This is a genomic window from Leptospira ryugenii, assembly GCF_003114855.1.
GTDB lineage: Bacteria > Spirochaetota > Leptospiria > Leptospirales > Leptospiraceae > Leptospira_A > Leptospira_A ryugenii.
Genome location: NZ_BFBB01000008.1, coordinates 678,078 through 704,914 on the forward strand (window position 1 = coordinate 678,078; position 26,837 = coordinate 704,914).

The 26,837-nt window shown below is 38.0% G+C and carries 18 protein-coding genes and 1 CRISPR repeat array; of the genes, 3 read left to right on the plus strand and 15 right to left on the minus strand.

From position 1 onward, the window contains the following. Positions 1-148 precede the first annotated feature (148 nt). Complete coding sequence (locus tag DI060_RS15955; RefSeq protein WP_108978184.1) at positions 149-1,264, plus strand: helix-turn-helix domain-containing protein; 1,116 nt, start codon at positions 149-151, stop codon at positions 1,262-1,264. Here the strand turns inward: DI060_RS15955 and DI060_RS15960 are convergent, their stop codons facing one another. The 4 genes from DI060_RS15960 to DI060_RS15980 form a co-directional block, all read right to left on the minus strand. After that, positions 1,265-2,083: a type 1 glutamine amidotransferase domain-containing protein gene (locus DI060_RS15960; RefSeq protein WP_108977918.1), complete on the minus strand. Its 819-nt coding sequence runs from the start codon at positions 2,081-2,083 to the stop codon at positions 1,265-1,267. Positions 2,084-2,190: 107 nt separating this feature from the next. After that, positions 2,191-3,141: a sensor histidine kinase gene (locus tag DI060_RS15965; protein WP_108977919.1), complete on the minus strand. Its 951-nt coding sequence runs from the start codon at positions 3,139-3,141 to the stop codon at positions 2,191-2,193. 323 nt (positions 3,142-3,464) lie between these two features. Then, positions 3,465-4,109 carry a TetR/AcrR family transcriptional regulator gene (locus DI060_RS15975; RefSeq protein ID WP_108977920.1) on the minus strand — a complete coding sequence of 215 codons (645 nt, stop codon included), beginning with the start codon at positions 4,107-4,109 and terminating at the stop codon, positions 3,465-3,467. Positions 4,110-4,187: 78 nt separating this feature from the next. Then, on the minus strand, positions 4,188-6,347 hold the full coding sequence (locus DI060_RS15980) for a neutral/alkaline ceramidase (protein ID WP_108977921.1): 2,160 nt from the start codon (positions 6,345-6,347) through the stop codon (positions 4,188-4,190). A 256-nt stretch (positions 6,348-6,603) separates the two neighbouring features. Between DI060_RS15980 and DI060_RS15985 the strand changes: the two genes are divergently transcribed. Next, positions 6,604-8,682: a cellulase family glycosylhydrolase gene (locus tag DI060_RS15985; protein ID WP_108977922.1), complete on the plus strand. Its 2,079-nt coding sequence runs from the start codon at positions 6,604-6,606 to the stop codon at positions 8,680-8,682. Between the two features lie 43 nt (positions 8,683-8,725). Here DI060_RS15985 and omp85 read toward each other — a convergent pair whose 3' ends face one another. The 8 genes from omp85 to DI060_RS16025 all read right to left on the minus strand — a co-directional run bounded on the left by omp85 (position 8,726) and on the right by DI060_RS16025 (position 20,184). Beyond that, the gene (gene omp85 / locus DI060_RS15990) at positions 8,726-10,255 is read right to left on the minus strand and encodes an Omp85 family outer membrane protein (protein WP_209452057.1); all 1,530 of its coding nucleotides are present in this window, start codon (positions 10,253-10,255) and stop codon (positions 8,726-8,728) included. Positions 10,256-10,321: 66 nt separating this feature from the next. Beyond that, complete coding sequence (locus DI060_RS19085) at positions 10,322-12,286, minus strand: SpoIIE family protein phosphatase (protein ID WP_209452058.1); 1,965 nt, start codon at positions 12,284-12,286, stop codon at positions 10,322-10,324. 86 nt (positions 12,287-12,372) lie between these two features. Further along, positions 12,373-13,989, minus strand: coding sequence for a hypothetical protein (locus DI060_RS16000; protein WP_108977923.1), 1,617 nt, complete (start codon positions 13,987-13,989; stop codon positions 12,373-12,375). A gap of 7 nt (positions 13,990-13,996) precedes the next feature. Further along, a complete protein-coding gene (locus DI060_RS16005; RefSeq protein ID WP_108977924.1) occupies positions 13,997-14,425 on the minus strand; it encodes a hypothetical protein in 429 nt (142 codons plus the stop codon). Between the two features lie 452 nt (positions 14,426-14,877). Further along, positions 14,878-15,966 (minus strand): AraC family transcriptional regulator, encoded by a 1,089-nt coding sequence (locus DI060_RS16010; RefSeq protein ID WP_244594452.1) that lies wholly within the window; start codon positions 15,964-15,966, stop codon positions 14,878-14,880. Between the two features lie 25 nt (positions 15,967-15,991). Next, positions 15,992-17,044, minus strand: coding sequence for an NAD-dependent epimerase/dehydratase family protein (locus tag DI060_RS16015; protein ID WP_108977925.1), 1,053 nt, complete (start codon positions 17,042-17,044; stop codon positions 15,992-15,994). 187 nt (positions 17,045-17,231) lie between these two features. Continuing rightward, positions 17,232-18,383: a FecR family protein gene (locus tag DI060_RS16020; RefSeq protein WP_108977926.1), complete on the minus strand. Its 1,152-nt coding sequence runs from the start codon at positions 18,381-18,383 to the stop codon at positions 17,232-17,234. Between the two features lie 178 nt (positions 18,384-18,561). Further along, a complete protein-coding gene (locus tag DI060_RS16025; protein ID WP_108978187.1) occupies positions 18,562-20,184 on the minus strand; it encodes an alpha-amylase in 1,623 nt (540 codons plus the stop codon). Between the two features lie 167 nt (positions 20,185-20,351). Here DI060_RS16025 and DI060_RS16030 point away from each other — a divergent pair, with 167 nt between their 5' ends. Continuing rightward, positions 20,352-21,167 (plus strand): type 1 glutamine amidotransferase domain-containing protein, encoded by an 816-nt coding sequence (locus DI060_RS16030; protein ID WP_108977927.1) that lies wholly within the window; start codon positions 20,352-20,354, stop codon positions 21,165-21,167. Here the strand turns inward: DI060_RS16030 and DI060_RS16035 are convergent. The 3 genes from DI060_RS16035 to cas12a form a co-directional block, all read right to left on the minus strand. Next, complete coding sequence (locus tag DI060_RS16035; protein ID WP_108977928.1) at positions 21,118-21,693, minus strand: Crp/Fnr family transcriptional regulator; 576 nt, start codon at positions 21,691-21,693, stop codon at positions 21,118-21,120. The two genes, DI060_RS16030 and DI060_RS16035, sit on opposite strands and share 50 nt — an antisense overlap. Before the next feature lie 100 nt (positions 21,694-21,793). Then, positions 21,794-22,574: direct repeats of the CRISPR family, unit length 36 nt; unit sequence ATCTACAACAGTAGAAATTTATACCTTCTCTTAGAG. A gap of 227 nt (positions 22,575-22,801) precedes the next feature. Further along, positions 22,802-22,909 (minus strand): CRISPR-associated endonuclease Cas2, encoded by a 108-nt coding sequence (gene cas2, locus DI060_RS19340; RefSeq protein ID WP_108977929.1) that lies wholly within the window; start codon positions 22,907-22,909, stop codon positions 22,802-22,804. A gap of 105 nt (positions 22,910-23,014) precedes the next feature. After that, positions 23,015-26,830, minus strand: a complete 3,816-nt coding sequence (cas12a, locus tag DI060_RS16045; RefSeq protein WP_108977930.1) for a type V CRISPR-associated protein Cas12a/Cpf1 — start codon at positions 26,828-26,830, stop codon at positions 23,015-23,017. Positions 26,831-26,837: the final 7 nt, after the last annotated feature.

Consider the following 26,837-nt stretch of genomic DNA (forward strand, 5'->3'; position numbering starts at 1 on the left):
TCCTATTTATCATAAATATGGCTTGCATGCGTCTAAAATGAGAATTTTAGTCGTTTTTTTGAGTCCAAAATGATCATTTTTTCCCTTTTTTCCGTACAAAAAGTCCGTAAAGGCTTTCGCACTGTAAGCCATTTTGTTGGGTAAGGCAATGCTTGAATTCTTAGGATCTTGGTTGTTGTTCGGTGCTTGGTTTCACCTGCTCCTTGCCTTACACCTGTATACAAAACATGGTAAATCTAAGGGATTTCCCTTTGCCTCTATTTCTGCCATTGCAGCGTCTATTCTGATCGTTTATGCATACTTGGTCTTTAAAAAATTATCTCTGGGAAATGCATTTCTAAATCATGGCTATCTCTTTGCAATCTTCCTGATCCCAGCTAGCATGCAATATACGATCGAACAATTCCTATCGAATGAGTTTGTGGATTTCAAGAAATGGTATCGATTCTTACCCTTCTTTCTCTCACTGATTGTCTTCCTTGGGTTGCAAACAATCGATCCAAATATTGGATCAAGTCCACTGCACACAAATTTCAATAATGGTTTTCTTTCTTTACCAGAGTACTTTGCTACACTTGGCTGTCTCTATTGGATTTTTACATTTCTAAAGATGATCCATTCCTACAGAAAGATCCTCTTTCATAATCCCAATCCAGCAGCCGCAATGGGTGTACGGATATTGAGTATGATCATCAACGGAAATATTGTGTTTGCTGTTTTGATCTTGGTAAGCATCCTCTTTCGCTGGACAGAAGGCTTGTATTCCGCGGCTTTCCTTGCAACTTTAATGGCAGTGATTGCCTTTTTACGTTCACAAGCACAACCCAACTTATTTAGTGAAATACTACCAGGCCTGCGGCAATCCTACCAAACATCCAGGATTTTGAACTTAGACCTAGACGAGCTACATACAAAGATCCAGAGACTTATGGTGGAAGAAAAAGTCTACCAGGAAGAAAATTTAAACCTAGCTAATTTTGCTGAGCGGCTAAGGATAAAAGATTACCAATTGAGTGAATACATCAATGCCTATTTGGGAATGAACTTTAATCGATTTTTAAATGAGTACCGAATTGAAGAAGTTTGTAAAAAAATAGAGGAGCAACCAAAGGTAAATTTGTTACATCTGGCTTACCAAGTTGGTTTCAATTCGAAAGCAAATTTTAATATTGCATTTAAGTCAGTTAAGAAAATGACTCCAAGTGAATATGCAAAGGGAATAAAAAAGCCACTTACATCTGTTAAAGTGGCTAAGAGAAAGTGATTATTTTTTTAGGGAATGAACCAATAGTTTCGCAGCAGATGCCCCTGAATTTTGCTGTTGTCCAGTAATCAAATTTCCGTCTTTGATCGCATAAGAAGAAAAAGGAGCGGCAACCTTAAAGTTTGTGCCAGCAATTTTCTTTGCCTCTGTTTCAATTCGGTAGGGTTGGATCTTTTGGCCTACAGCTTTGTCTGCATATTCTTCTTCTGCATCTGCGAAACCGGTCCATGTTTTTCCTTTTACGAGGAGGTCTCCATTTTTCAATTTGGTTTCCAACAGTAAAGTGGTGGAATGGCAGACAGCAGCAGACGGTTTCCCTGCTTCATAAAAAGAAGCAAATAGATTTTGTAATGCAACATTTCCTTTAAAGGTATACATAGGACCTTGTCCTCCCACTAAAAAAATCGCATCATATTCTGACGGGTTTACATCTGTAAATTTTTTAGTATTTTGTAAAAGTTCTTGGAATGATTTTTTCTGCAAGTATCCAAGTGAGATGATATCATGAGCCGAATAACCACTCTTATCTGTTGGGTCAGAATAGGCATCCATATATAGTTTGCCACCTTCCGTCGAAACAACTTCTACAGCATAACCAGCTTCTTGGAAAACAAATAAAGGATGCGTGAGTTCTGCAGCCCAAAAGCCTATAGGCCATCCTGTCTGCTGAGATACCGAAGGTGAACTCACAACCATCAGTATTTTTCCTTTCGGATTTGATCCGTGTGGATGGACATATTCGGTAATCTCTTCAACCTTTCCTGAACACGATAGAATGCTAAAAATGAAAATAGATGTTAAGATGAACTTTGTTTTCATACTTTTTCTCCTAGATACCTTTTACAGAATAATCATTCTGTAACAAGACATTCTCCAGTCAGGATCTACCGAAAAAGGATATACATCATGCTTAGGTAATATACTAACTAAACAGTAACTATATTTCTAGAAGGAAATATTATTTTGATATTTGTTCCATTTTCAAAAGTTGTTTCTAAGTTTCCATTTAATTGAGAAACAAGGTTTGATACCAATACCAGACCGATTCCAGAAGTTGATTCGGAATCTGCTCTCCAGCCAATTCCATTGTCATACACATTTAATTCATATATTTCTGCACTGATTTGCAATCGAACCTCCACGATTCCCTCCTGTTCAGGAGCAAAGGCATGTTGGAAAGAATTACAAATTAACTCATTTAAGATTAGGCCGAGAATAATGGCTCTATCCAAATCAATCGTTAAATCAGCATCAACATCCATATGCAAAGAAATAATGTTTTGTTGGAACATAAATGTCATTTTTAATTGTTCAAGTATAGATTCAATGATTGGTCTTAAATGGCATCGCAGAATGTCTTTGGATTGGTAAACAAGGCGATGTACGGAGGCGATCGTAAAAATTCTGTTATAGATAAATTCAAATGCTTTGATAATTTTTTGATCCTGGATAGAATTTTTTTGAAGAGTGATTAAGCCGGAAATCATCTGAAGGTTGTTATTGACTCTATGGTGAATTTCCATTAAAAGTTTTGTTTTGATTTCAAGACCTTCTTGGATTAGCTTTTCATGTTGAATCCTTTCCGATTGAATTCGATTCATAGTTTGGATATATAAAAACACTAAAAAGAATAACGTATGTAGATCTTTAAAAAAACCCTCGTATTCGTCTAAAAAATTCCAAAGAAAACCATGTTCAAATATATTCGATATAAATACGAATGTTATCGAAAATGTATAGGCGGACAGAATAACGAAATCAACATTCTGTAGTTTTTTTTGAAAGATATAGGAAACTATTTCAATGAGAGCTAAAGTACAAAAAACGAGCCCAATCAAATCTATTATGGAAATCTCATTAATTTGGAAGGTTTGCACTGAGAATTTCCCTTTTAATGCTTAGATACAAAGAAACAACCGATAACATTAAGAAAAGATGTTCAGCAACGTTGAACAGGTCGTGGAAAAAAAATCCTTCTGTAACAGTACAAATTGTACTTAAAAAAACAAAGAAGAAACTTAAGAGGAAAAATTTAAATTTAGGGAAGTATTTTCGCTTTAAAAATCGAAATAAGATAAGTGAACCTATAAAGCTGAAAAATAAATTCAATATTTCACTGATTTCAATATTTTGCACCACGAGAATCTTTCTAAACTTCAAAAAGGAATTTTGAAAGCATAAAATAAGAAATAAATTGATTCTAGTTCTTTAAATAGAGACTGAGGTATGCAATGGTAGCTTTTTTACTTTCTTGCACGAGCTCAGGGGTAAAATCTCCAAAATTTCTTTGGGCAAACTTTAAAAGTGCATCGGCGATTGTGAAAGCAAATCCAAAGATTTGTTCCCAATTCTCTCCTTTTGGCAATGAAAAGCGATCTTGAATCCCTTTTAAAGCTAGTTTGGAAAGTTTTGCATCTAGTTCTCTTCCGACTGTTCTAATCTCAGGATTTGTTACTCGGTATTCATAGATCAATCGAGGAAAGGCTGGTTCTGACTTTGTCACCTCCACAGCTACATCTATAAACCTTTCAATGAACTCCTTCCAAGAGATAAGCTTTTCCTCTTGCAAGGCTTCGAATCGCTCAATGATGGTTTCCGCATGTAGAAGTCGGATGCCATGAAAGATGGCTTCGATATTTGGAAAAAAATGGTAGGCAGATGCTCTCGGTATGTTTGCCAATTTACAGATTTCAATGAATTTAATCTCTTCCGGGGGACGGGAGCGTAAGGCTTCCAAAGTCACTGTTAATAATTTTGTCCTTCTGTTTCGGCCTTGTTTGCTAGTGAATTTGAATTGGCGAGGCGAAAGGTCGGGTGATAAGGAGGCATCTACAATTCGATTCATACAGCGAATGTGGCATGAATCGAACAAAAGTCAATCCAGATGTCCTTACCAAATGAAGGACATTCTTAGTTGAATCAGTTAATTGAGAACGAATGAGTTGCTTAGCCCTTGGTACGAACTGATGGCACCAGTCCAACCCGATTTCCAATGTCCCCTATGACGAATGCGGTATGTCCCCTTCGGAAACGATTGTGTATCCCACTTGATGGTTATCTTTGAGTAGGCGATTCCATCACGTTTCCAATGATAAGTTGTAGAAGGATCAAAATCACGTGCAACCACTTTCCAATTGCTACCAGTCCACTGTTCCACATCCAAATAAGAGCTCCCAATTAAGGCATTGTTTTTTGGATGGGCTCCCCAAAAAACTACGGAAACAGGTGCACCTACTGCATAAGTAGCCGCCGGTTGTGTTTCTACGGATCCAAAACTTTTGAACCAAGGCACATCATCAAAAACCACACCTGTTTGGAAGGTCGCTTGGAACTTACTCAAATCTGGTGGAATGGGTCCTGTCGAGACATTCGAGCCATTCTTCAATGATATGGCAAGTTTCGAAAACTCTTGTTCATACGCTAACAAAGTGTTCGGTCCAAATTGGGTCGAGGCACCTTCGTATTGTTGAGAAGAGTACTCTTCTTTTGTTGTCACATAGGATGTGTATGTATTTGCTAAAGAGGAAAGAACAATATAGTCAGTTTGGAGAATATTTTTCACGATAGCGCGAAGCCTTCGTCCCGCCATTGTTGAGACCTCTGCTGGCACAGCAACAATCGCCAAATTTCCAATTTTGAAAATTTGTAATGGGACAATCGGAGGAGTCCAAGGATTTCCATCAAAACTTGCAACACCGGTAGGAATTAAGACAGGTTTCTCTTCATGGCATAGTTTGTATGCCTCGCTTACCGAAGAAGGCCAAAAAACACCCAATACGCCACCAAAAAAGCTAGAAATAAATGTCTCACGTGCATTGTCATTCCAATCCAATGAGTTAACTGTGACTCCTTCGTTAAAAAAATCAACGATTACTGAATTGTCTTCCGTACTGCCTGCAGCAAAGGAAGCGCCCATTCCAGCAGGACATGTTGCCTTACCCACGCTACTCACAAATAAGTTTGAGAAGTTAACGTAAGTATGACGAAAATCGACAGAACCTAAAATTGGGGTCGTTGCATTTTGGTATAGGCTTTGCGCTCTTTGCAATTGGCGATCAGCAATTAGGTTTTGTCTCGGGTAGTCATTGATACCATCTGCTGGTCCCCAAAGATTAGGGGTAACATCCCCTGCATTTGATTGGGCAAATGCAGCAACAAAAGTAGAGGTAGCAGAATAATTTGTACTTTTACTTTTTTCGAAGAGATAAGATGCTAAGCCTTTATGGTCGCCACCAATTAACTTATTCGTAGGGCCTATACTTGTTGGGTGAACTGCAAACCAGTTGATTGTCCCTAATTCGCGACCATCTTCAGCCACAAATTTCAAAAGAGTCATTTTGGTATCTACGCTTGAATTATAAAAGTTCCGCTCTGAGATTGGGTTTTTTTCATATGCGACAATTGAGCGATTCATACTTGCATTAGTTAAATCACCTTCGTTGATCAAAATTTTTCCAGGAACTAAATTTTGATGCGCACGTTTGATAGATTGATAAATACCATCTACAATAATATCGTAATTTTCTTTTATGAATCCTGCCGTCGTAGCATTGTAGAGAAAATAATGGGAAGAACCTCCTGGACCGCTATGGGTGTGGGTTGCAGAGATCAAAACATTACGATCGTTGTAGTATGGCGCCAAATTCGGATCAGATGCTATTTTTTTTGATACACCTTGTTTGACTGACTGAAAGACTTGTCCTAAATCTGCGCTGACAAATACAACACGCTGTTGTGAATTGCCAACGATAAAAGCCCTAGACCAAAGTCGCATATATATTCCTTCTGTTTTTTGGTCAGGGTCTGCAAATCCCATCATGCCCACTTCAGCAGCAGGACCTGTGATATCAAAGATTCCAGCACCGACAAGATAAGGAGAATTTCCTAAGCTAGGACTCTCCGTAGATCTGACAGAGCTTTCAGTCCATTCATCATTCGAAACAATATTTGCATTTGAATTTTCAATTCCCACCAAACTTAAAATAGGTGCTGAATTTGTTTCTTTTTTTCCGCATGTGAACAGACTTAAGCAGAGAACTAAAAATCCCAGCCGACAGAAGTCTTGTTTGAATTTCTCTATCATACTATTTTCCCCTTTTCCCTCCGCTTGAGAATTTTATGTCTAAATGAAGGAAACGGCTAGAGCTTTCCCGTAGTGAAAATATTGACAAGCAAATTTATCGACTTCTGTCGAGTTTTTATTGAACGCCGTTTATTAATTTAGAAAAAAATAATCGACAAATGCCGAATATTTTCCCGTGTTTGGAGCTTCCTTGGGAAATTGGATTCATTTTCTTGATTTTCCGAAGGAAAAAGCACAAAATTTGAGGTGAATTGACATGGCTTTAATTTTTTTCCGAAGGAAACTTGCGTTTTTTCTCGGCTTTCTACTATTTTTTTCCTGCCAAGCGAATCGAAGTCCCGCTCCCTTCCTTGGTCTCATAGAGGGTACTCAAACAACGATCGATCTCAACTCTGCCGAGAACGCTAACCATCGGTCGACCGCCGGCTCAATCTTTCATGAGCTACCAAATGGAAACAGTTTGGCGGAAAGAGAGGTTTTTGATACGGCGAAATCCTATCTCCAGACAAATGATAGGATCTTTGTAGATGGAACTGGCAGAGAATTTCTATTCAGAGGGTTTAACATATCTGGAAATGTCAAATTGGCTCAACATGGTTATAAACCTTTTGCAAATGAATCGGACGCTGAGTTAGCTTTTCAAAGATTAGGCAAGACGACAGGTTCAAATATCATCCGTTACACGATAGCCTGGGAGGGAGTTCATCCCGCAGTAGACACTATTGATTATAATTATCTAGATTCAGTAGTATCTCAATTAAAAAAAGCGATTAACAATCGATTCTATATACTTCTCGATTATCACCAAGATCTATTCTCTCGGCATTTATTTAACAAAGATTCGTGGCATACAGGTAATGGTGCGCCCAAATGGATTACACAAGGTGGGACTTATCCAAAGGAGTATTGCGGAATTGTATGTGCCAACTGGAGTCAGAATGCATTAACAAATGAGGCAATCAGAAGGGCATTCCGAAATTTTTGGAACAATGCACCGCTTAGTACGCAAGCTGGAACAAGACGTATGCAAGACGAGTTTATATGGCAAATTGGAAAATCTGTATCCTACATAAAATCAAAGTTAAGTGATGAAGAGTTTTCCTTTGTATTGGGTTTAGATCCAATCAATGAACCTGTTGATGGAGGTATGGAAGGATTAACGCCTGCACAGTGGGACAATCAAAAATTATGGCCACTCTACCAAAAATTGCGAATCAGCTTAGATCAAAATGGGTGGCAAAATAAGAAGATCTTTGCAGAACCTCTTGTTTACTGGAATACAAATATTGGCCAAGCGATAACTCCTGCGACTGGAGGAGGGTATTTAGAATATCCTCCAGGGCAGAAATTTGTTTTTAACTCGCATTTTTATGATGCCGCTAGGATGGGTATCGATCTAACAGGAATTGACAATGCAACTTATTTCCGTTATCTGGATGATATACGCAAAGAATCCCGATTTATGCAAATTCCTGCTTTTTTGAGTGAGTTTGGAATGTGGCTGAAAGGAACGGGCGCAAAAGATACAGCGAGAATGATCAATGCCGTATACCAAGCTTTAGAAGTTTCAGACATAGGCGAAAATCCAAAATCAAGGTTTGTTGATTTTTATTCGAACCCTGTTTCGGCAACACAATGGCACTGGGATTTTTATTATGATAAACATTCAGAATATATGAATGGGAATCCCTCGAAGCTCATCACAGGTAAGGATGCTTGGAACGGAGAGGACTTTTCAGTTGTTGGAAATTATGGAACAGAGTTTAACTTGGATAAGTATGTCATCCAAAGAGCATATGTAAGAAAGTCGCAAGGAAGAATAATGAGCACCTATTATAATGCAGTAGGGTCCGATTCCTGGAATAAAGTTTTTTCTTGGGGAGCAATTAAACCTGGCAATTCAGAGAGCCAATATTTTGGAGACCGTAGATTTTTGATCATTATTTGGAGAGGTAGAAATTCCAGTTTACCTACCGAAGTTTACCTTCCACCTCATATAAATCCAAACCAACTGATTCTACTTACGGAGAACCAGGTATATAATAAAACACTTGGTTCAACCATACAACAAAAGGTGGATGAAGCTATATGGTCAGTTGAACCAAATCGTGTTGCCGACTCTGGAAATTTAGTATTTATCTGGGATGACCCAAATGAACTTGAAACAGGAGATTCTATCCATTATGCCTTGTTAGTGGATGGAAATGGACTGAACCTCTCAGATGCTCAATTAAGTACCTTGCAGACTAAATTAACACAAAGAATCATTTTAGAAAAAAAGAGTCCCGTCTATTTGATCGGAAAAATGACTCCCTCTGGATATCCTGCACAGTAATCTGGTGCCCTATATCTTGATAAAAGGTATAGGGCTCTGAAGATTAAAACACATGGCTAAAATTTACAAATAGCTGCTCATCTTCACGGGATTTGGCATAATCAATCATAATGATAGTTGCTTGGTTCCATGCAATTCTAAGCCCAAGCCCTTGTGAGTAAAAATAATTTTTTAGATTAAGCTTATGCTCATCATCCCAAACTCTTCCATAATCTAAAAATGGAACCAAATTAAACGTAAAAAACTCGGAACCTAACTTTGCTTCGGCGAATTTCCAGCGGATTTCTGTATTGCCCCATCCCATAGTCCGACCTACAAAACGATCCTGTTTGTATCCTCGTAAAGTCCGAAGTCCTCCCAGACCTCCAACCAAACCTTCTGTTCCCCAGAGATTGCGGTATTCGAAGAAGGGAGCCTCACCATCTGTTAGACCCAATCCAAATCGATTGGCTACGACTAACTTATCAAAGATCTTAGGGAAAGGACTCCAGAAATGTTTGATTTGTGCAAAGTATTTGTTGAATTCGAAATCGGAACCTAAGGTTCTCGCATGTTTTTCATACGTCACTTCAGCAAAAATTCCGGAATTAGGATCTGGCTCAAAATCTCTTGTATCATACACAAATCCCAATCGAAGAGAGTTAACATATCCACCGTGGTAACCTAAAATTTTCCCGGCCTCATTATCTTCTGTGAGCCTTGTTTTCGCGTTTGGAACATCGGCTGTCAGTTGGTCATACAGGGGATCTGTGCCGCGAACCTTTCTCCCATCGTAAGTTCGAATGATATTGTCTGAAATTTTCAGTCCTGCTACTAGACGGACAGTCCCTCCTACATATGACCGTTCTCCACTAACAGTAGCCATCGGAGTTTCAATCGTATAACGATTGTACATACGGTCAGTTGTAACAAAACCTGGGCCTGATTGTAGACCAGTAAGAGTTTGTCCTCCAAAATAAATGGGATCAGCTGAGGTACCAGGTCTGTAATAGGTTAAATTTGTTTCCTGGTCAATGTACTTGGAATTTGAGAATTTTCTTCCATCAGGTTGATTTCTATCAAGATAACTCAAGGGAGACATACTATTCTCCCCAATTCCGAAGTACAATGTAGTCGGAGTAATGGTCAAAAAAGCATCTGCTCTGAGTCTCCATTGCGTATCTGCTACAAATGGCATATCCAAACTAATCTGGTGGTATTGTGCATTTTTGTTTGTGTTGAAGTATTGTCCAAATAGACGAGTGCGATACGGAGTAAAGAAGTACAAACCGTCCGTTTTGGGTCCGTTATTGTACAAATAAGCACGTGCTCCATATCCTATGCCTTCATTTGGGTCAGAATTTACCAATGGGAGACCAGTGAGGTAATACCCTTCCTTTTTATCTTCGATGTCCTTTTTGCAAAGTTGTTTGGAGGGATCCATGGGGAAGGGGAGGAATTTGGGAGGTGGGTCTTTTTCACATCCAGATTGGGGAGAGAATTCCTGTGCTTGTAGCGATTGTATGAATAAGGTAATAGAAAAAAATACAAAAGTAAAAAGAGTTCGGAATGTACGTTTCCTTTGGCGTCGCATAGGCTCTCAGGAAACTAAGTCGGGACAAAAAGTCGTCAAGCCAAAAATGAGCAGTCACTCATTTTTTTAGGTGCGTTCCATCACGATTAAAGTGGAATCATCGTCTACTGCTTCCTTTTTGGTGAATTCGAATCTTTCTTTCCAAAGCCTATCAATCATCTCTTTTGGGGACAAAGAATAAGACTTTTGTACTGATTGTATCCATCTTTCTTCACCATACATTTCAGATCCTTGATTGAAATCTTCATAGACTCCGTCACTGAATAGGCAGACTTTATCTCCTTTTGCAAAGGCTCTTGTTTCCTCCTGAAAGGTTTCGTTACTTGCCCATCCAATGATTCTTCCCTTTGGTTTGATGCTTTCTACTTTGGAATTTCTAATCAAAAATTGAGCAGGGTGGCCAGCGGAAACGAAACTAATCCGATTTTCTGTCAGGTCAATTTCAACTAAAATAGCAGAGAATAACATTCTTACGCTCAAATACCTTTGCACAAACAGTTGATTGATTTGGAACATGATATCTGAAATTGACTGACTTCGGGATAAAAAACGATCACATTCACTTTTCATGATCATCGTTACCATCGCTGCTTGTACACCATGTCCGGTCGCATCAGCTAGAAAGACACGGTACTTATCATCAGAGATCCTCCGATAATCAAAAAAGTCTCCACCGACTTCAGCCTGCGGAAGGTAGAGGTAATCAAAGAGTAAACCAGTATACTCTTTGTTTTGTGTCATGATAAGGGATTCTTGCAATTTCTTAGCAAGGTTTAGATCAGCATGGATTAGATTTAAAGAGTCATTCAATTGTTCTGTTCTTTCAGCAACTTTTAGCTCTAAAGATTCTGATAAATCTTCGGAGACTTGCAATGCTCTATTGAATTTGATCGAAAGAAAGTATGCTTGGCTAAAGATATAAAAAATAAACCCTAAATGACTGATGTAGTTTGTTCTAAAGATTTGATTGTAGGCTAACATATCAAAAGCAGAAGTGATCAAAAAGAGTGTCCATCCCGTTAGGAAAATCCTCGCACCAGGCATTTGAATAAATACAGCTTTGATTAGGACGAGGAAAAAATAAACTCCTGACAAAAAAGAGCCAACAAGTAATAAGTTAAAAATCCATTCTATCTTAAAAATGAAATAGGATAATGAGAAGAAACTGAAAAATAGATAAATGCTTTGGTGAATCTTCTTTCGAAATAGATGTGTAAAGTTAAAATAAAATAAACTAGCAAGGATGGGGGTCAAAACCATAAAGGAACCCACATCTAAGTACCACTCCAAGGTGACTGGAAAATTTGGAATTAATTTCAAAAGATAATGTTCTTCAGTGACTAAAATTCTAGAAAACATGACAGCGCAAAAAATAGCGAATATTAGGCTACCCAGTTCTTTTTTTCTTTGGAGAAATAATACCAAATGGTAAAGAAACATGATACCAAGGATACCTAGAGAAACAAAGTCTGTAAAATGTTGTCTCGATTGGAGGCTGAGGATACTCTCTGATGTGCCAAAAAGAATCGACTTTCTTGGTCCTGGTTTGATTTCATCTTTGTTTGCCACCTCTATGGCGATTTCAAATTCATTTTTATCGATAGCGAAGAATAGAGTAGGACGAACGAGAGATCTTGTTGTATCATTTAGATCTTCCCCATAACGCCCGTTTTCATGGACCAAAATACCATCAACATATAAGCGGTAAGCTTGTGGGAACTCAAAAACTTTGATTCCATAGATACCTGTCTTTGGAAGGGAGTGGAGCTGTAAGGAGTAGAGCGCTCGTCCCGCCAAAGGGTAACGTTCCGTCCAGGTTCCAGGAACAAACATATAACTCAGGCTCTCTGTCTCTTGGGTAGAGAGTTTTGAATTCCAGCGAAAGATCCATTCACCATCTAGCGATACCAGGGAATTTAAATCGAATTGTGATAGGTCAAAACGTCCACGAACAGCCTTTGCCTGCTGGAATTCTGACTCCGCATGACAGGAGCAGATAAGGGTAAGGCATAGGAAAAAAAGCCATTTCATAGGCAAAGACTCTACACGATCTCTCAGTTCTTTGGAAAGAAAAAAATTTATGCATAAATTTTTGAATTTCGATTAAAAATGAGTTCTTAAAAACCAGACAGCGGAATGGCAAATTCTCGATTGCCAATGCCAGGGTAGGCAAACTCTAAGGAGAGTTGATAACGGTCTAGTATAGGATCTCTTTTGTAGTACAATCTCATATCCTGCTCTTGGGTTCTGTAAAAAAGATATTTACTTTTTATAAACTGAAACATCTTTCCATACTGAGTCTTTTCTGCATGGGAATAACCAGTTGGTGGGACATTGGGACTGATACTTGCAAATTTCAGGTTCCCAGTTAAGAATGTTTGGGGTTGGTCTAACAAAAATTGCGTTGGTACATTATTTGAAAAATCAACGATCAATGCGATCGAAACAGAATCACATTTCCATTTCAGTCGTACGCTTGGATCTTTTGTAGAAAAATCCTCTGTATGGATTTCCCACTCATTGGGTCCTTTACATATTGATTTTGATCTGTCATCAATGTTAGGTAAGTGAATCGTTTGATTTGGCGTTTGGGAAAATACAGAATTCTCATAACTTACCTGAGTGATTAGACCATGTGGAATGAAGAGATCACGCTCGATAAAAGATATGTATTCTTTTGTGAAACTCTCACCTTTTGTTTTGATCATTTCCTCAAACAGTGATTTGCTGAGATTGTCTACAAATTCTGGATAAAATCTTGTGCTTGGATCAGATTTCTGGACGGCTTTAAGGATTGTTTTGTCAGCCATCTCCTTTCCTACAAATAATCGGTACTTCCAAAGTAGACTTGGAATAAAGTGGAAGTCAGATTTAAAATTGGATTCTATATTTGGATTGTATAGACCCAGTGCGTTTTGTAGTTGAAAACCTCTAACAAAGAGTTGGCGTTTCACTTCAGGACAGGTACGTGCATCATATAGGCTAGGGTAATCCAAAAAACTCGCAGCAAAATAATCGGAAAGGCCTTCACTCAATGATCTGCCGATAGAGTTTTCTCCCATATACTTTCCTGTAATTAAATGTGCATACTCGTGGTAGATAGCATCGGGACATGAGGCTGTATCAATAATTCTATCACTTGCAAACAGACTGATGCCTGGAAAGGACCATTTTTGACCGAACCAGATTTCAGAGTCCTGGTTGAACTGGCTTGGGGGGATGGTCAATGCAGTGTTGCGTAATTTTACGTTTTTATCTGTGTATTCATTGGGAGAGAATGCAAAGGGAGCATCAATTCGAATGATTGCCCTTGGTAGAGATTTCGCATCTTTCTGATCCAACTTGTCTAAGATCCCGATAAAATTTTGTTCTGCTTTGGAAAGATGATAGACTAAGGTCATGATTCTCTTATCTTTCATTGCTTCTTCCAAAGATATGATCTCTTCCGACATGCCTCTGTGGATTTCGAAATGTTCAAAGATGAGTTTTTTCTCTGAGGATAGATGTAATTCAGTAATCGGAATCTCTCGAGTCATAAACTTTCGTTTGTTTGTTTCCCAATCGAGGATACTCACTTTTGGTTCATTTGCCAAAATTTGACTTACACTTGTTAATGCGAAACATAAAATAGCAAACTGGAATGAATGCCTAGATCTGTTTAAGAATTTGAATATCATAGTTGCTTGCCAAAGCGAATCGTTTCCAAAGTTTTTTAGCTTTGGAAACGGATTCATTTTCAATTTATAGCCCCACTACCGATGCTTCATACAGCTTGCCGGTTGCTAAGGTAGTTGCTCCGCCTGAAGAGATGATTAAACCAACGAGAGCGACGACAGTTATAGATGCAGCTGTGTTTTTGAATACATCAAAATTATCTCCGTGAAGATAACTTCCCGTTGCTTTCTGCAATTTTACAGAACTTACGATCTTATCCCAATCTTGGTCTAGGGTACCCGCAAACTCTGCATCCTTGATTGCCTTTGTAATCCTTGCATATTCTGCTGGAGAGACATGTGCTTGCACATAGGCATTTGCTTCCTTCACACTCATCCCACTTTTTACGATGGATCGTGCTACTTCCGGTACGGAGCTTTGTGTTCTAATGCTTTCTGCAAAGGCAGTTTGCACAAAGAAGGCAAAAACGACTAATAAACTAATGTTTTTTTTCATGTTGAAATCCTTATGTTTTGTTTGATGGTTTCTCAGTGAGAGAACCTCATCACACTCTTAGGATACGGCTTCAGGGAAAAAAGTTCATCGTCTTGGATCGAAGGAGGCAAAAAAGAATGTCCGCTTCGATCGAAGTGGACAAGTTGTGGTATTTTATTCAGAACCAACACAAATGGTCTTTCATTGCTATGCCCTAGCCATCCTTTAACAAAGATTCGGCAAACTTGGAAGTGATTTATACATGCGTCCACAAGTGCTTCAGTAGAAATCTTTCCCTTCCCACGCACTTGGGTCATTGCTGTGTTTACCTTGTGAAACCGATCCCTGAGCTAGAACATGAAACGGATTAGGTTACCGTTAAGCTTCGTTTCTTTGATTGATTGAATCATAAGAAAATGAAAGGATATTGGTGCAAAGACGATGGATTGATAACCAAAGGCTCTCCCTTGGAATTACAATTGTCTTTCTCGAAATTCTCTCGGAGAAAGTCCTGTGATTTTTTTAAATGCTTCATTGAACGAGGACTTCGACCCAAACCCTACGTCATATGCAATGGCTAAAAAAGATCGATCAGGTTCTTTTTGGATCAATCTTTTTGCCTCCTCAATGCGGTATTGGTTGGTATATTGGTAGAAACTCATCTTCATCTCTGTATTTAAAAATTCTGAAATCTGATGTGTAGATAGATCCAAGCGATCTGCAATCTCTCTCAGACTTAGTTTTTCTTCTTGGTAGATTTTTTCATCGCGGTAGAGCTTCTCCAACTGTTTCCTGAGTTCTTTCAAATCTAGTTTTCCGATCTGAGAGATTTTTGCTTTTTTTTCTTCGGCTACAATTTTTCGAACTTCCAAAAAAAAGTCCGGGAAGGCTTGCCTGAGAATATAAAGGATAATCAAAAAAGTCCCTATCGTAAATCCCGTCATGCGGTAATCTATCTGAGCTCCACGTATGAGAATACAAATAGCATTGAATGCTTCGAGGAGACAAAAAAGGATAATGATAAGTCCAATTTTTATTGTTGTACTTTGTTTTAGAGATTGCCAACTAAACTGCTGAACGAGTCTTAAGAAAGCTTTTATCAAAAAGAAAAAGTAAACAAGCAGAGAGATAGAAACAAACATCCTGGGACGGTCTGCTAATCCCTCTGGCAGATACTCGATCCTTATCTCTTTTTGGTATACTTTCCAGGCGACGAGACTTAACAGTAGAATCGAAGAAGGAATGAGTTTTAATCCTAATCTGCGAAAAGATCGAACGGAGCCGCTCGTGACACTTAGTAGGTATTCATCCAAAAATGCACCTAACAAGGTAACGGCAACTGCCTCCGAGAGATAAAAGAAGGGCACCTCTAAAATCAAGCGTGTGGAAAGTAAGTAGAATTGGAAAAGAATATAGGCCGTAAAGAAAAATACAATTCCCAAGAGAGTTTGTTTCCGTGTTCTGTGGTAGCTAAAAAACTCTCCCACAGAATACATCAGTGCGGTAATTGCTGAACCTAATAGAAAAGAATCAACCAAAGGATTCGCTATCTGGATTTTCAAAAAATTTCCACGAGCAAGCGAAGAATCAAATCAGTTTCATTGCTAATAATTGTTCTGCATGGTCAACAAAAGTTTCGGAAAGTGGGCGGTATTCTAATCCCAAATCCTTTACACTATAACTGTGGTCGATTTCCAGGGGTTGGTCTACGTTTTTCTCGGTATAAGACCAATTGAGTCCAAAAAACGGACCAATAAGATATACTAAAAATTTTGGTAAATTACCCGTTGGTAATGGGAATCTTTTTCCATAATGAGCTCTTAAGATATCAGCAGCACCTAACATAGGTAGAACCTGGTTAGAGAGAATATGCCGACCTTTTGCTTCTGCTCTAAATCCAGCTAATACATGTGCTTTGGCTACATCTCTCACATCTACAAATCCCATGCGTGTGTTGGGTACACCAGGACGGAATGCACCCTTAAGCATATTTCTCATAAAATCTACACTTGTGGCATCCAGTCGTTTTGAGAGAGAAGGGCCCATCACAAACGATGGATTGATTGTCAAAAGATCCCAACGATTTTGTTTATTTACAATTTCCCAAGCCTCGCGTTCCGCTACTGTCTTTGAATAAGAATAAGGTTGGTTTGTAAGAGAGCTTGTTGTATTCCAGTGTTCTTCTGTAAATGTGTGGTTCGGAACGGAAAGTGAATCAATATTGTCTCCAAGGATTGCTGCGACGCTGGATGTTAAGACAACTCGTTTGACAGAAGATGTTTCATTGACAGTCTGTAGTACATTACGTGTGCCTTCCAATGCAGGTTCTATCAATTGTTTTTGTGCGTCCTTGATCCCTGAGATGAAGAATGGCGAAGCAGTGTGGATTACAAGTTCTGCACCTTTCATTGCCTCATGGAAACTCCGGGCTTGTAGGAGATCTGCTTCAAAGAATTTTAGTTGGTTTGGGTATTGTTTCTGCAAATCGAGGAGGTGTTCGATTTTTCCGTGTTCTGACAATTTACGAACAGTAGCGTGAACTGTTTTTCCGTCTTCTAACAGATAACGAATGATCCAAGAAGCGATGTAACCTGCTCCCCCTGTTACTAAGATAGGTGATTTGGGATTGATACTGACCATGGTAGTTTCGAGTCTTTCGAGTGTGCTTTAGTCGGCAACCTTAATCTTTCTTCCAAGTGAAAACTCTCTTCCACCCAAACCGATCTCTCGCTAGAAAAATTTCGAAGTTTGCTTTTAGGTAAGAGTATAGAAATTTCTTGTAGCGAACATTTTTGCAAAATACCCGCCACAAGATCCAAATTCTATCCTAGAATTCTGTTCCGTCTACTTCAGATTGTTTGAATGTTTTTTTACCTTCGGTAGTGAGGACATGATAATTCGTACCTTCTTGGATGATCACGCCTTGGATACGGTTTCCATTCTTAAGAATGAGTGTTTCGGTAGATTTACCTGTGATTTCTTCTATACGTTTAAGCAAAGACTCCTTTCTTTCTTTTGTTCTTACGCTAATCTCTGTTTTACGGCTTGTTTCGCTTTCTAGTTTTTGTTTTTCTATCGCAATTAATTCTTCAAACTCTTTCAGCTGTGTTTGTACATCTTTATTGTTTGAGGACTCAACTTTGATTGGCGATTGGCTTGCAACTTTATCTACTATTTTTGTTTTTACTTCTTCTGGGCTTTTGATTCCCTCATCTAGTTTTTGAGAGGCCGCTGAAATATCTCCCTTTTTTAGAGATTCTTTTATTTTTGGTAAACTCTCTCTCAATCCTGTGTCTTTTAAAATTTGATCCGTATACGTTTTCGTAATGGTTACTTTTTGACCTGCTTCAATGATTTGTTCTTTGTTTTGAAGTGTAGTGACCAATGCATTTACAGCCTGCGATTTTGTTTTTAGCTCATCTGGTAACGCCTCGATTTCAGAAATATTCGGTCTTGTAGCAACAGCTCCCTCTAGCACTTGTAAGTCGACATCACCACTGTTATTGATCTTGGCAGAAAAACTAGTCCCTCGAACGCCTGCAACCATTGTCGGCATCGTAACCGATACCTTATGATTTTTGGGAAGTTTGTTGTTTATTTTAAAAAGTGCCGTACCTTTTCTGAGTACGAGATTGACTTCTTTTTTATCAGGAAGATTTGAAGGCGATAGAGAAAATTCTGAATCGGCTTTGACACGGATCACAACTCCTGAATCAGAATCAAGGATCTGCATATCACAAAGAGATTTTTTGCCAGTGAGGAGAACATCGGATTCTGTTATTGTATCGCCTAGCGAAAGTTTTTTGTCATTGGTCCTAACGTCGCCCACAACGAAAATGACAACTGCACTCGTTTGATTTGAGGTGGATGAGTTTTCAAATTTTGAGTCTGTAGTCCCGTTTGATTGACTTTCACCCTTCTTACAAGCTAAGGAAAATAATAAAAGAATTGCTAATGAGATCTTTAATTTGTGAATCATAGTGTTCCTCTAGTCATACAATTAAGTGAGTCAAATTTTTTTGATTAGCCAAGCAAAATATTTCTATTTTGATCTCCTTAAGAGTGAAGATTCAACACTTAAAGATAAAATCTGTTCATTCTCAAACGGTAAATGCAGTAAGGAACAGTTTGTCTGCTCCCTATCTTCCATTTCTTTCCTAAATTGGAATACCTTCTTCGATCCAGACCGAAACAGAACCACCTCTACAGACAAACTCTGCCCAACCATGCTCATTTGTTTGGATCGCATCTGGACATTCCCCCATGAGATCTCTGTATCTCTGGTTTGGTTTCCCTGTTTCCATCCACTTTCTCCCTTCGGCACCATCGCTTAAGAGGACAGCCAAGCTATGAGGATGACTCGGACTACCTAACCTTGTCCATCCTATGCAATTGAAATGATCAATATAATCGTATTGCGGGCCATGTGCGTAGAATTGCCTCGCACTCATCAGTAAATCTAATTTTGATCGTAAAGATGGAATGTTGATTTCATATTGGTTGCCATCTTTTCCTTTGTCAACGTATTGAGCACCATAGTAGTCAGCAAAAAAAATACATGGGTAACCTTGGGAACGTAAGAGTATCATCGCATATGCTAATGGTTTAAACCAAGTTTCGACTGGAGATTCCAGGGCTTGCAAGGGTTGTGTGTCATGGTTTTCAACAATGGTCACGGCAAAGAGCGGAAACTCCTTCATCAAGGTATTGTCAAAGATGGTGCGCATGTCAAAATTCCCACCCGAGCGACTCGCTTTATGAAAGTTCAAATGCAGAGGTGCATCAAATAAATCCATTCGTCCTCCTGCATTTCCAATGTACCAAGCAAGAGTTGGAAGATCATAGGTCCAATATTCACCCACACAATATAAATCTTTTTTTGCGTAAGCTTCCAATGCATCCAACCAGGTATTAAAAAAATCTCCATTGATATGTTTTAAAGCATCCAAACGAAAGCCATCTGCTCCTAATAGATCTAAAGACCACTTCCCCCAATGAATGAGTTCTTGTATGACTTCTGGGTGATTCATATCTAAATCACAACCCATCAAATAGTCAAAGTTACCTGATTCCAAATCAACTTTTCCTTCGAAATCCTTTCCCTTCATTTTCCAAATTGCTTTAAAATTTGGATCTAAAGAATTGTAATCTACAGAATCAAAATGTTGCCAATTCCATTTCATGGTGGAGTATTGATCTCTTCTGCCTGGAAATTGAAATCCAGTCCATGCCCGGATTTTTCTTGTCTCGCCTAAGGAATGATTTCTGTTTTGTGGATGGTATGGTGTAGCTTCAAATTCTTCTTCAAAGTCTGCTCCCATTCTATGGTTTAGAACGACGTCGATATATGTCTGAATTCCTTTTTCTTTCAGTAGTTTCACAGCATTCACATATTCTGATTTGGTTCCATATTTCGTACGGACTGTTCCTTTTTGGTCAAATTCACCTAGGTCAAATAAATCATACACTCCATAGCCCACATCATTGGCCCCACCTAAACCTTTGTAGGCGGGTGGAAGCCAGAGGGCACTAAATCCTACCTTAGCTAAATTCTCTGTTTCCTCGGAGAGAAATTTCCAAAGTGAACCATCTGAAGGATAATACCAATGGAAGAATTGCATCATTGTTCCATTGAACTCTTCTGAAGGTTTTCTGGCCTCTATTGAACCTATATGATCGACAGACCATGTCTTTAACTCAGTTGCTATTTCCTCTGCACCCAAGGGCAATGACTTGGTTCTGGTTTGGAATTCGGATTGGAATGAATGGAAGGAAGACATACGGCCCCCAAATCGAATGGATTTGTGTAAGATCTTAGGAGCATACACGAACCAAGGGAAAGAAACAAGGATTTCTTTTCTCCCTGTCTCCAAGAATATGATAAGATTTTAACCTAAGTTAAAAAAAAACAAGCCTTTGCAATTCTCTATTCTTTAGGAGAAAAACAATGAATCTTAAGCCAAAGCTCATTTCCCTTTTCATCATCAGCATTCTCTCGGGAGGATTTTTCCCAGTGTCTGCCAAACCAAAAATCTTAATCGTGATGAGTGCCGCATCCACATTGGCCTTGGATAATAACCCAAGCTACCCAACGGGAGTGTTTATAAATGAACTCTATGAACCCATTCGCACCCTTGACCAAAAAGGATACGACTTGGTCTTTGCAAGTCCCAAGGGAAAACCAGCTACTATGGATCCTGAAAGCTTAAAGGATAAATATTGGGAAAGCAAAGAAGCAAAAGAAGAAGCCATTCGTTTCTTACAAAGGAACGCCTCCTTCCAAAATCCAGAGGTTTTAGAATTGGTACTTCCTAAAAGTAAGTCGTTCCAAGGTTTACTGATCCCAGGTGGGCAAGGATTGATGTCAGACCTTTTGTATGATCCCACTCTTCCTAAATTACTCGAGACGTTTCAAAAAGAGAACAAAGCCATTGGACTTGTTTGCCATGCACCAGCCTTGCTCACAACTTTAGACCAAAGTGGGGATGCTGAGAACTTTCTATTTAAAGGGTACAGAGTGAACTCTGTGACAAGTATGGAAGAGTGGTTCATTGAAACTTTTGTGATGAAAGGTACTCCAAAGGTGCGAAAGATATCCTCTCTACTTGAAAAAAGAGGTATGGTTTATGAATCTTCCTTTTTACCCGGTAGGCCGTACGCCGTCCGAGACCGCAATTTGGTGACATCCCAGAATCCGTTTTCTGGTACACGCTTCACCGAACTGTATGTCGAGGCTTTGGACTCTTTGGCGCAAAAACCCTAGCTTTGATTCGGCTTAGGGCGACATTTGTAATCCCTAGGTAGGCCGCCTGGTCTATCTGGGAGATGGAATCCAAATGCTCTCGGTATTGTTCTAGGAATTTTTTATACCGTTCTTCTGGTTCCAGAAGGAGAAAATCGGCAACTCTCTCTTCTTTTTTTAAATACAATTCGGAGAGAAAATCATTCAAAATAGAAAGGTAGGAATTGGATTGGGATAAGGTTTCGAACAAGAGTCGTGAGGGAAGCACAATCACTTCACTCCTTTCCATGGCTTGGATCAAATAAGTAGACGGTTTTTTTTGTAAGATACTTGGGATACTTCCCAAAAGACCTCCTGGAAAGACAAAGGATTTGATCCATTCTTTTTTCCCACGTTTGTATACAAGTTTAAAGCAACCGGACACTATGTATCCGATTGAATCCAAAGCTAGTCCTTGTTTTGCGAATAGTTCTTTTTTCCGTAAGGAAATAAGCCTTCCTTTTGAGTGGAAGAGGGAGAGGAGTGCTTCTTGGGACTTAGGTAACATCTAATGAGTAGAACTTTGCATCTTTGGTGAATGGATTACAAGCCTTTTAGTCGGAGATGGCGAAAATCCGGATGACCTGTTCGATAGATACCAATCAGAACTTCCCCACAGTAGAAATTTATACCTTCTCTTAGAGCAAGTCACAGGAAGACCAAAAGTTTACATCTACAACAGTAGAAATTTATACCTTCTCTTAGAGAGTATAATCACCCCCATATCTGACCAAATCTACAACAGTAGAAATTTATACCTTCTCTTAGAGTTATATAAATAAATATCAGTGCAATATCTACAACAGTAGAAATTTATACCTTCTCTTAGAGCCTGGTCAATTACGCAAGGCTTGGAACATCTACAACAGTAGAAATTTATACCTTCTTTTAGAGTTTGAACGGTAAGGGCACATTAAAAATCTACAACAGTAGAAATTTATACCTTCTTTTAGAGGTCATGGAAAAGTTGGAACGCATGGAATCTACAACAGTAGAAATTTATACCTTCTTTTAGAGGCATTGCCCTCATCCAAAAACACGTGATCTACAACAGTAGAAATTTATACCTTCTCTTAGAGTCTAATGGCTTTCTTTCTATTCAGTATCTACAACAGTAGAAATTTATACCTTCTCTTAGAGAAAATACTGGTCTGGACGCATTTTCGGATCTACAACAGTAGAAATTTATACCTTCTCTTAGAGCTTTTACTTTACGACAGACACTGGACATCTACAACAGTAGAAATTTATACCTTCTCTTAGAGACATACGAATTCGAAAGAGCGCCTAGATCTACAACAGTAGAAATTTATACCTTCTCTTAGAGTGTTCGGATACGTTGTTTGTCTTTAGATCTACAACAGTAGAAATTTATACCTTCTCTTAGAGAGGTATTTCTAGGATGAGGCAGTATTTTTGTAAATTTGCAAGGAGTTTAACCGGTTTTTGCCTAAAAAATAAACAGAATATAGGCAACAAACCTTCGATTCGGTAGATTTTGTTCATAAAGACGGAGGTTTGCATTTCAGACAATGAGAAGGTCTGATTCTTGGTTTTTTGCATATCCATACCTTGTGATCTTGCATTGTTTGCTCATCTGAAAAATCATAATGCTATCATCCTGAGAAAAGCGAGTATTGTTGCCTCTCACCATACTTTTTCAAATATTTAGCAAATTTAGTCCGAAGTTTAGTGTCACTTATATCGTACGAGATTAATAACATAGCTTACTCCTTTGCTTCAACATCAAATATAGGAAACTCTTCGATCGGTTTATTTCGCATGAAGGAACGAAATCGGGATGTAGGATTCCATATGATCTCAATGGATTATGCTTTCAAGCTTGGCCTTTGCCATACAAAATTTAGCCAGTCTTTGTTGCTAATTTTCCAACTCGGTTTACCTAAGGATTCATCATCGGTTTCATTGATAACATGTAGATTCATCAATCCTTTTAATGCGATATGGTAGGCGCCGTTTGCATCTGCATCCTTTGGTTCTTGAGAACTAGCATCTAGTGAATTAAAGAATTTACCATCACTGCCCACCACCGGAGAGAGTATAAAATCCCTTTCTTCAAAACCCTGTTCACCATTATTTTGACGAAGCGATGTAAGGATTCGTAAATAGGCAATGAGCTTCGAAAAAAAATCTTTGGAATCTTTCTCAAGAATCCTATCTACTAAATCTTCACCATCTTGGTAATTGCAATCATTGAAAAGTTCTTTTAACTTTTGGTTCACATCTATCTCTATTGTTGAAACAGAACCATTCACTGTTCGTTTTGAATAAAAACGTTTGGTTGGGGTTGAACAAATTATCCAGGTACGCGTATCTGGAGCATTCTCTTTAGTAAAGAATTGGTCAGTCGTAACTTGAAATTCAAACCAATCTCTATCTTGGTTATATCGAATTTGATCAAATTTCCCGATCAATTCTTTTGCTTGGTTTACATTTTCATAGTTTAGATGCAAAAAATTGACGAAACCTGTTTTAGGATCGATTTTACTTGTATTCCAAGCAGGAACATAGAAAACAAAACCTGTTTGTTTTCCCATTTTTTCAAAGCTCACAAAGTTATCCGTTAGTTGGTATGCTTTTAGGATACCTCCTGGTTCATCCATTTCTTTATCCTTGAAAACCAAAAAATTTAGCTTTTCAATGAGCATTTTTTCGAATTTCTGATAGACTTGCCGTTCTACTTTCTGGCGACCACGTTTAAATCCAAAATTTAAATCTTCTAGAACAACAATGGCATTGTGTTCTACCATCAACTTTGAAATTGTATGTACCACTTGGGACAGATAGCCTTCCTTTAACTCTTTTATATTCTCGATGGACCCCCACGATTTTCTTGCCTGATCTCTTTCTATCTCTTTTTTGTGCAATTTCTCTTGATAATTTATGGCTTTAAAATTTTGGTCATTTTTTATTAAGTTTAAGGATTCTTGCCGAAGTATTTTCCCATCTTGGTCGATTAAAGATAGATACAGCAAGTGGCGTTCCCCGCGATCAATTCCAATGATCTTCACATCTTTGTTATGTTTCAGATAGGAATTTACTCGTGCATTGAACTGTTTGATTTCTCCTGATTTAAAATTGAGTGTGATGGGAAAGTGAAACTGAAATTTGTCTTCTGTGAATCGTTTGTCCTTAAGGATAGGGTAGCTGAATCTTCCTTTTAGGAGTTCAGAATGATGTCCGTATCGTGTGATATTCTCATCATAGTGTATAGATTTTTTGCGAAAAAATACTTCCGCCTGTCCGTTTAACTTAACAATAACGTCTTTTAAGTTTTCTTTTTCAAATAAAGATTTAAAGTAAATGGTATGTAAATTAGGTTTTCCGCCACCTTTTTTATTTTGAGAAAAGTCCTTATTGTAAATCTGAAAGAGATATAGTTTACCGTCTTCTACCAAAGTATCAATATATTTTTTTGAAATCGGTTTGAATGTTATCTTATACCCTTGTGATTCAACTTGTCTATAAAATTGTGAGATATCTTCATAATGACTAGTTTCATCAAATTTGAAATTAAAAACACTCCAATCCTCATGCACTGCCAAAGATTTCTTATAAAAATCTATGAGTGTATGGAGTGAATTGATACTGAATTTATCTCCTTTTTTAAATCTGCCTTCAGAATATAATGAGGTAATTTCATCAGAAGGATTAAATTTTAATAATCCTTTTTCTGAAAAGAATACTTTTGGAAGCATATTATTTGCGCCCGGAAGTAATTTATAAACCATTTTTTGGATCGTTTCTTCCCCAGATTGGATTTCTGGTATTGATTCAAAAATTCTATTGTTTTGTTTATCCAGTATCCCTAAATAATAATTGTTGGTATCTCGGAAGATAACACTCAAATTCGATGTTTCTTTGTTCTCATCCCATCCATCAAGAAGTGTAGAGTTCTTAAAATTTAATTTGATTTTTTCATCTGAGTATTCTTTTCCAGTTAGATAGTTTCGCACCTTATTGTAAAGGCTATTAGCTGATTCTAGTGATTCCAGATAAAGTTCAAGATCATTGTAGAAGCCTAAATCCTTTTCATCCTGAACCTTCTTTGGTTTTAGAGGTTTTAAAAAATTTTGTAATAGTTTAATCGAATCTAGGTAGTTCTTGATTTTTTCGATACTACCTTTATCTGATTTTAAATTTTTATCTTCAGGATATTCCTTCGTAAGCAAACTCTCTAAGTCAGCATATTTAGAGACAATTGCATCGAGTACATCTATTGGCTTTTTAGTCTCATCTTTAGTTTGAAGACCAGAGAAATAATCTTCGATCTTTGTGTTAGGCAATTCCTCATCAGAATGTTTTCCATATACCGAAATTGCCTCATTCAATTCGTGTATTGAATAATAATTTTTTTTGAGCCAATTCTCCTTTGCTTTTAGATATGAATTCGATTGCCTTTGTCTGTCTTTAGGATTAGCTATGTTTTCATCGAAATAGATTGCTAGTATTGTCTTAACTTTTGACCAATCACCAAATACAAAATTTGAAATTTGAGTGAGACTTGTGTCGTTTGTTAAATATATCCTATCTAGGTCAAAGGATTTTAAATCAGTAAGTGTCTCCCTGATTGCCTGTAAAAGGCTTACCTGCTTCTCCTCAAATAAATTTTTATTTTGAATCACTTCTTTGTGAAAATCCAGAAGAGATCGCAACAGTGCTTTATCAGATGAAAACTTCTCTGGTACAAAAGAATGTCTAGTTCGATCACTAAGTATCTGCTTATACAGTTCTTTTAAATTTGGAAGTTGTCTTCTATCCAATTGATTCTTTTGTCTATACAAATTGATAAGTTCATTAAGTCCTTGTATCTTCTCTCCCGACTCGACCGATTGCCCTCCCAGGATCAAATTGTACCGGTCTATGCCTTTTTGGGAAAAAGTGTACACAAAGCCATTTTCTGTAAGGAAATCCGAATATTGGAGATTTTTATCAATCCGCTTCAGATTGGATTCTAAATCTTTCCAACCAAAATCTTTGTATCTGCCTTGGATTGATCGAATGATCCTTAGGTTATCTAGATATCTCGGTAGGTTTTCGCGGATGAGTCGATTGGCAATAGCTGTTGCTTTCTCCTCATTAGAATACATATTCTCCCGATTTTCATGAAATCCAGTAAAATAGGTAGTGAAGTCCGCAAACTTTTGGATGATAGGTAATTCATCTGGTTCGCAAAAATTCAGTAAATCTTCTTTGATAAGCTCTTTTTTGAAAAGATTGCCAAATTTCTTTTTAACAACTTCGCTATACTTTCCAGTAAAACATTCTACTATTTCTTTTCGCATTATTCCGGAAATTTCTTCCATGGCTTTCTTATCTCTGTCAGACTTTTCTTTTATAAAATAAAGTTCAGAATACGATTGGATAGATGCTTCCATGATCGCGGTAAAGGAATCGGAGGACTTCTTTTGTAGATAGGCGGATTCAAATGCAAGGTCTATGAAATCTTTATGATAACGATCTATAATCTTTTTGACTATTTTATAATCTTCTGCAAGAATCTCATCCTGCTTCAAAAGATCCTTTTTGATGATCCAGTCTAAAGTTTTTCCAATTGGTTTTAGTTCAAAACGAAGTGTTTTCTGTAAGCTGTATAAATTTGTAAAGTTTGCGAGATTCTTCATATTTTGT

Excerpts from the sequence above, each read along its gene's own strand:
- DI060_RS15955 (WP_108978184.1), top strand. The coding sequence starts at position 149 with ATGCTTGAATTCTTAGGATCTTGGTTGTTGTTCGGTGCTTGGTTTCAC.
- DI060_RS16005 (WP_108977924.1), bottom strand. The coding sequence starts at position 14,425 with ATGAAAAAAAACATTAGTTTATTAGTCGTTTTTGCCTTCTTTGTGCAA.
- DI060_RS15980 (WP_108977921.1), bottom strand. The coding sequence starts at position 6,347 with ATGATAGAGAAATTCAAACAAGACTTCTGTCGGCTGGGATTTTTAGTT.
- DI060_RS16000 (WP_108977923.1), bottom strand. The coding sequence starts at position 13,989 with ATGAATCCGTTTCCAAAGCTAAAAAACTTTGGAAACGATTCGCTTTGG.
- DI060_RS16035 (WP_108977928.1), bottom strand. The coding sequence starts at position 21,693 with ATGTTACCTAAGTCCCAAGAAGCACTCCTCTCCCTCTTCCACTCAAAA.
- DI060_RS16015 (WP_108977925.1), bottom strand. The coding sequence starts at position 17,044 with ATGGTCAGTATCAATCCCAAATCACCTATCTTAGTAACAGGGGGAGCA.
- omp85 (WP_209452057.1), bottom strand. The coding sequence starts at position 10,255 with ATGCGACGCCAAAGGAAACGTACATTCCGAACTCTTTTTACTTTTGTA.
- DI060_RS15985 (WP_108977922.1), top strand. The coding sequence starts at position 6,604 with ATGGCTTTAATTTTTTTCCGAAGGAAACTTGCGTTTTTTCTCGGCTTT.
- DI060_RS16020 (WP_108977926.1), bottom strand. The coding sequence starts at position 18,383 with ATGATTCACAAATTAAAGATCTCATTAGCAATTCTTTTATTATTTTCC.
- cas2 (WP_108977929.1), bottom strand. The coding sequence starts at position 22,909 with ATGTTATTAATCTCGTACGATATAAGTGACACTAAACTTCGGACTAAA.
- cas12a (WP_108977930.1), bottom strand. The coding sequence starts at position 26,830 with ATGAAGAATCTCGCAAACTTTACAAATTTATACAGCTTACAGAAAACA.
- DI060_RS19085 (WP_209452058.1), bottom strand. The coding sequence starts at position 12,286 with ATGAAATGGCTTTTTTTCCTATGCCTTACCCTTATCTGCTCCTGTCAT.
- DI060_RS16030 (WP_108977927.1), top strand. The coding sequence starts at position 20,352 with ATGAATCTTAAGCCAAAGCTCATTTCCCTTTTCATCATCAGCATTCTC.
- DI060_RS15960 (WP_108977918.1), bottom strand. The coding sequence starts at position 2,083 with ATGAAAACAAAGTTCATCTTAACATCTATTTTCATTTTTAGCATTCTA.
- DI060_RS15975 (WP_108977920.1), bottom strand. The coding sequence starts at position 4,109 with ATGAATCGAATTGTAGATGCCTCCTTATCACCCGACCTTTCGCCTCGC.
- DI060_RS16025 (WP_108978187.1), bottom strand. The coding sequence starts at position 20,184 with ATGTCTTCCTTCCATTCATTCCAATCCGAATTCCAAACCAGAACCAAG.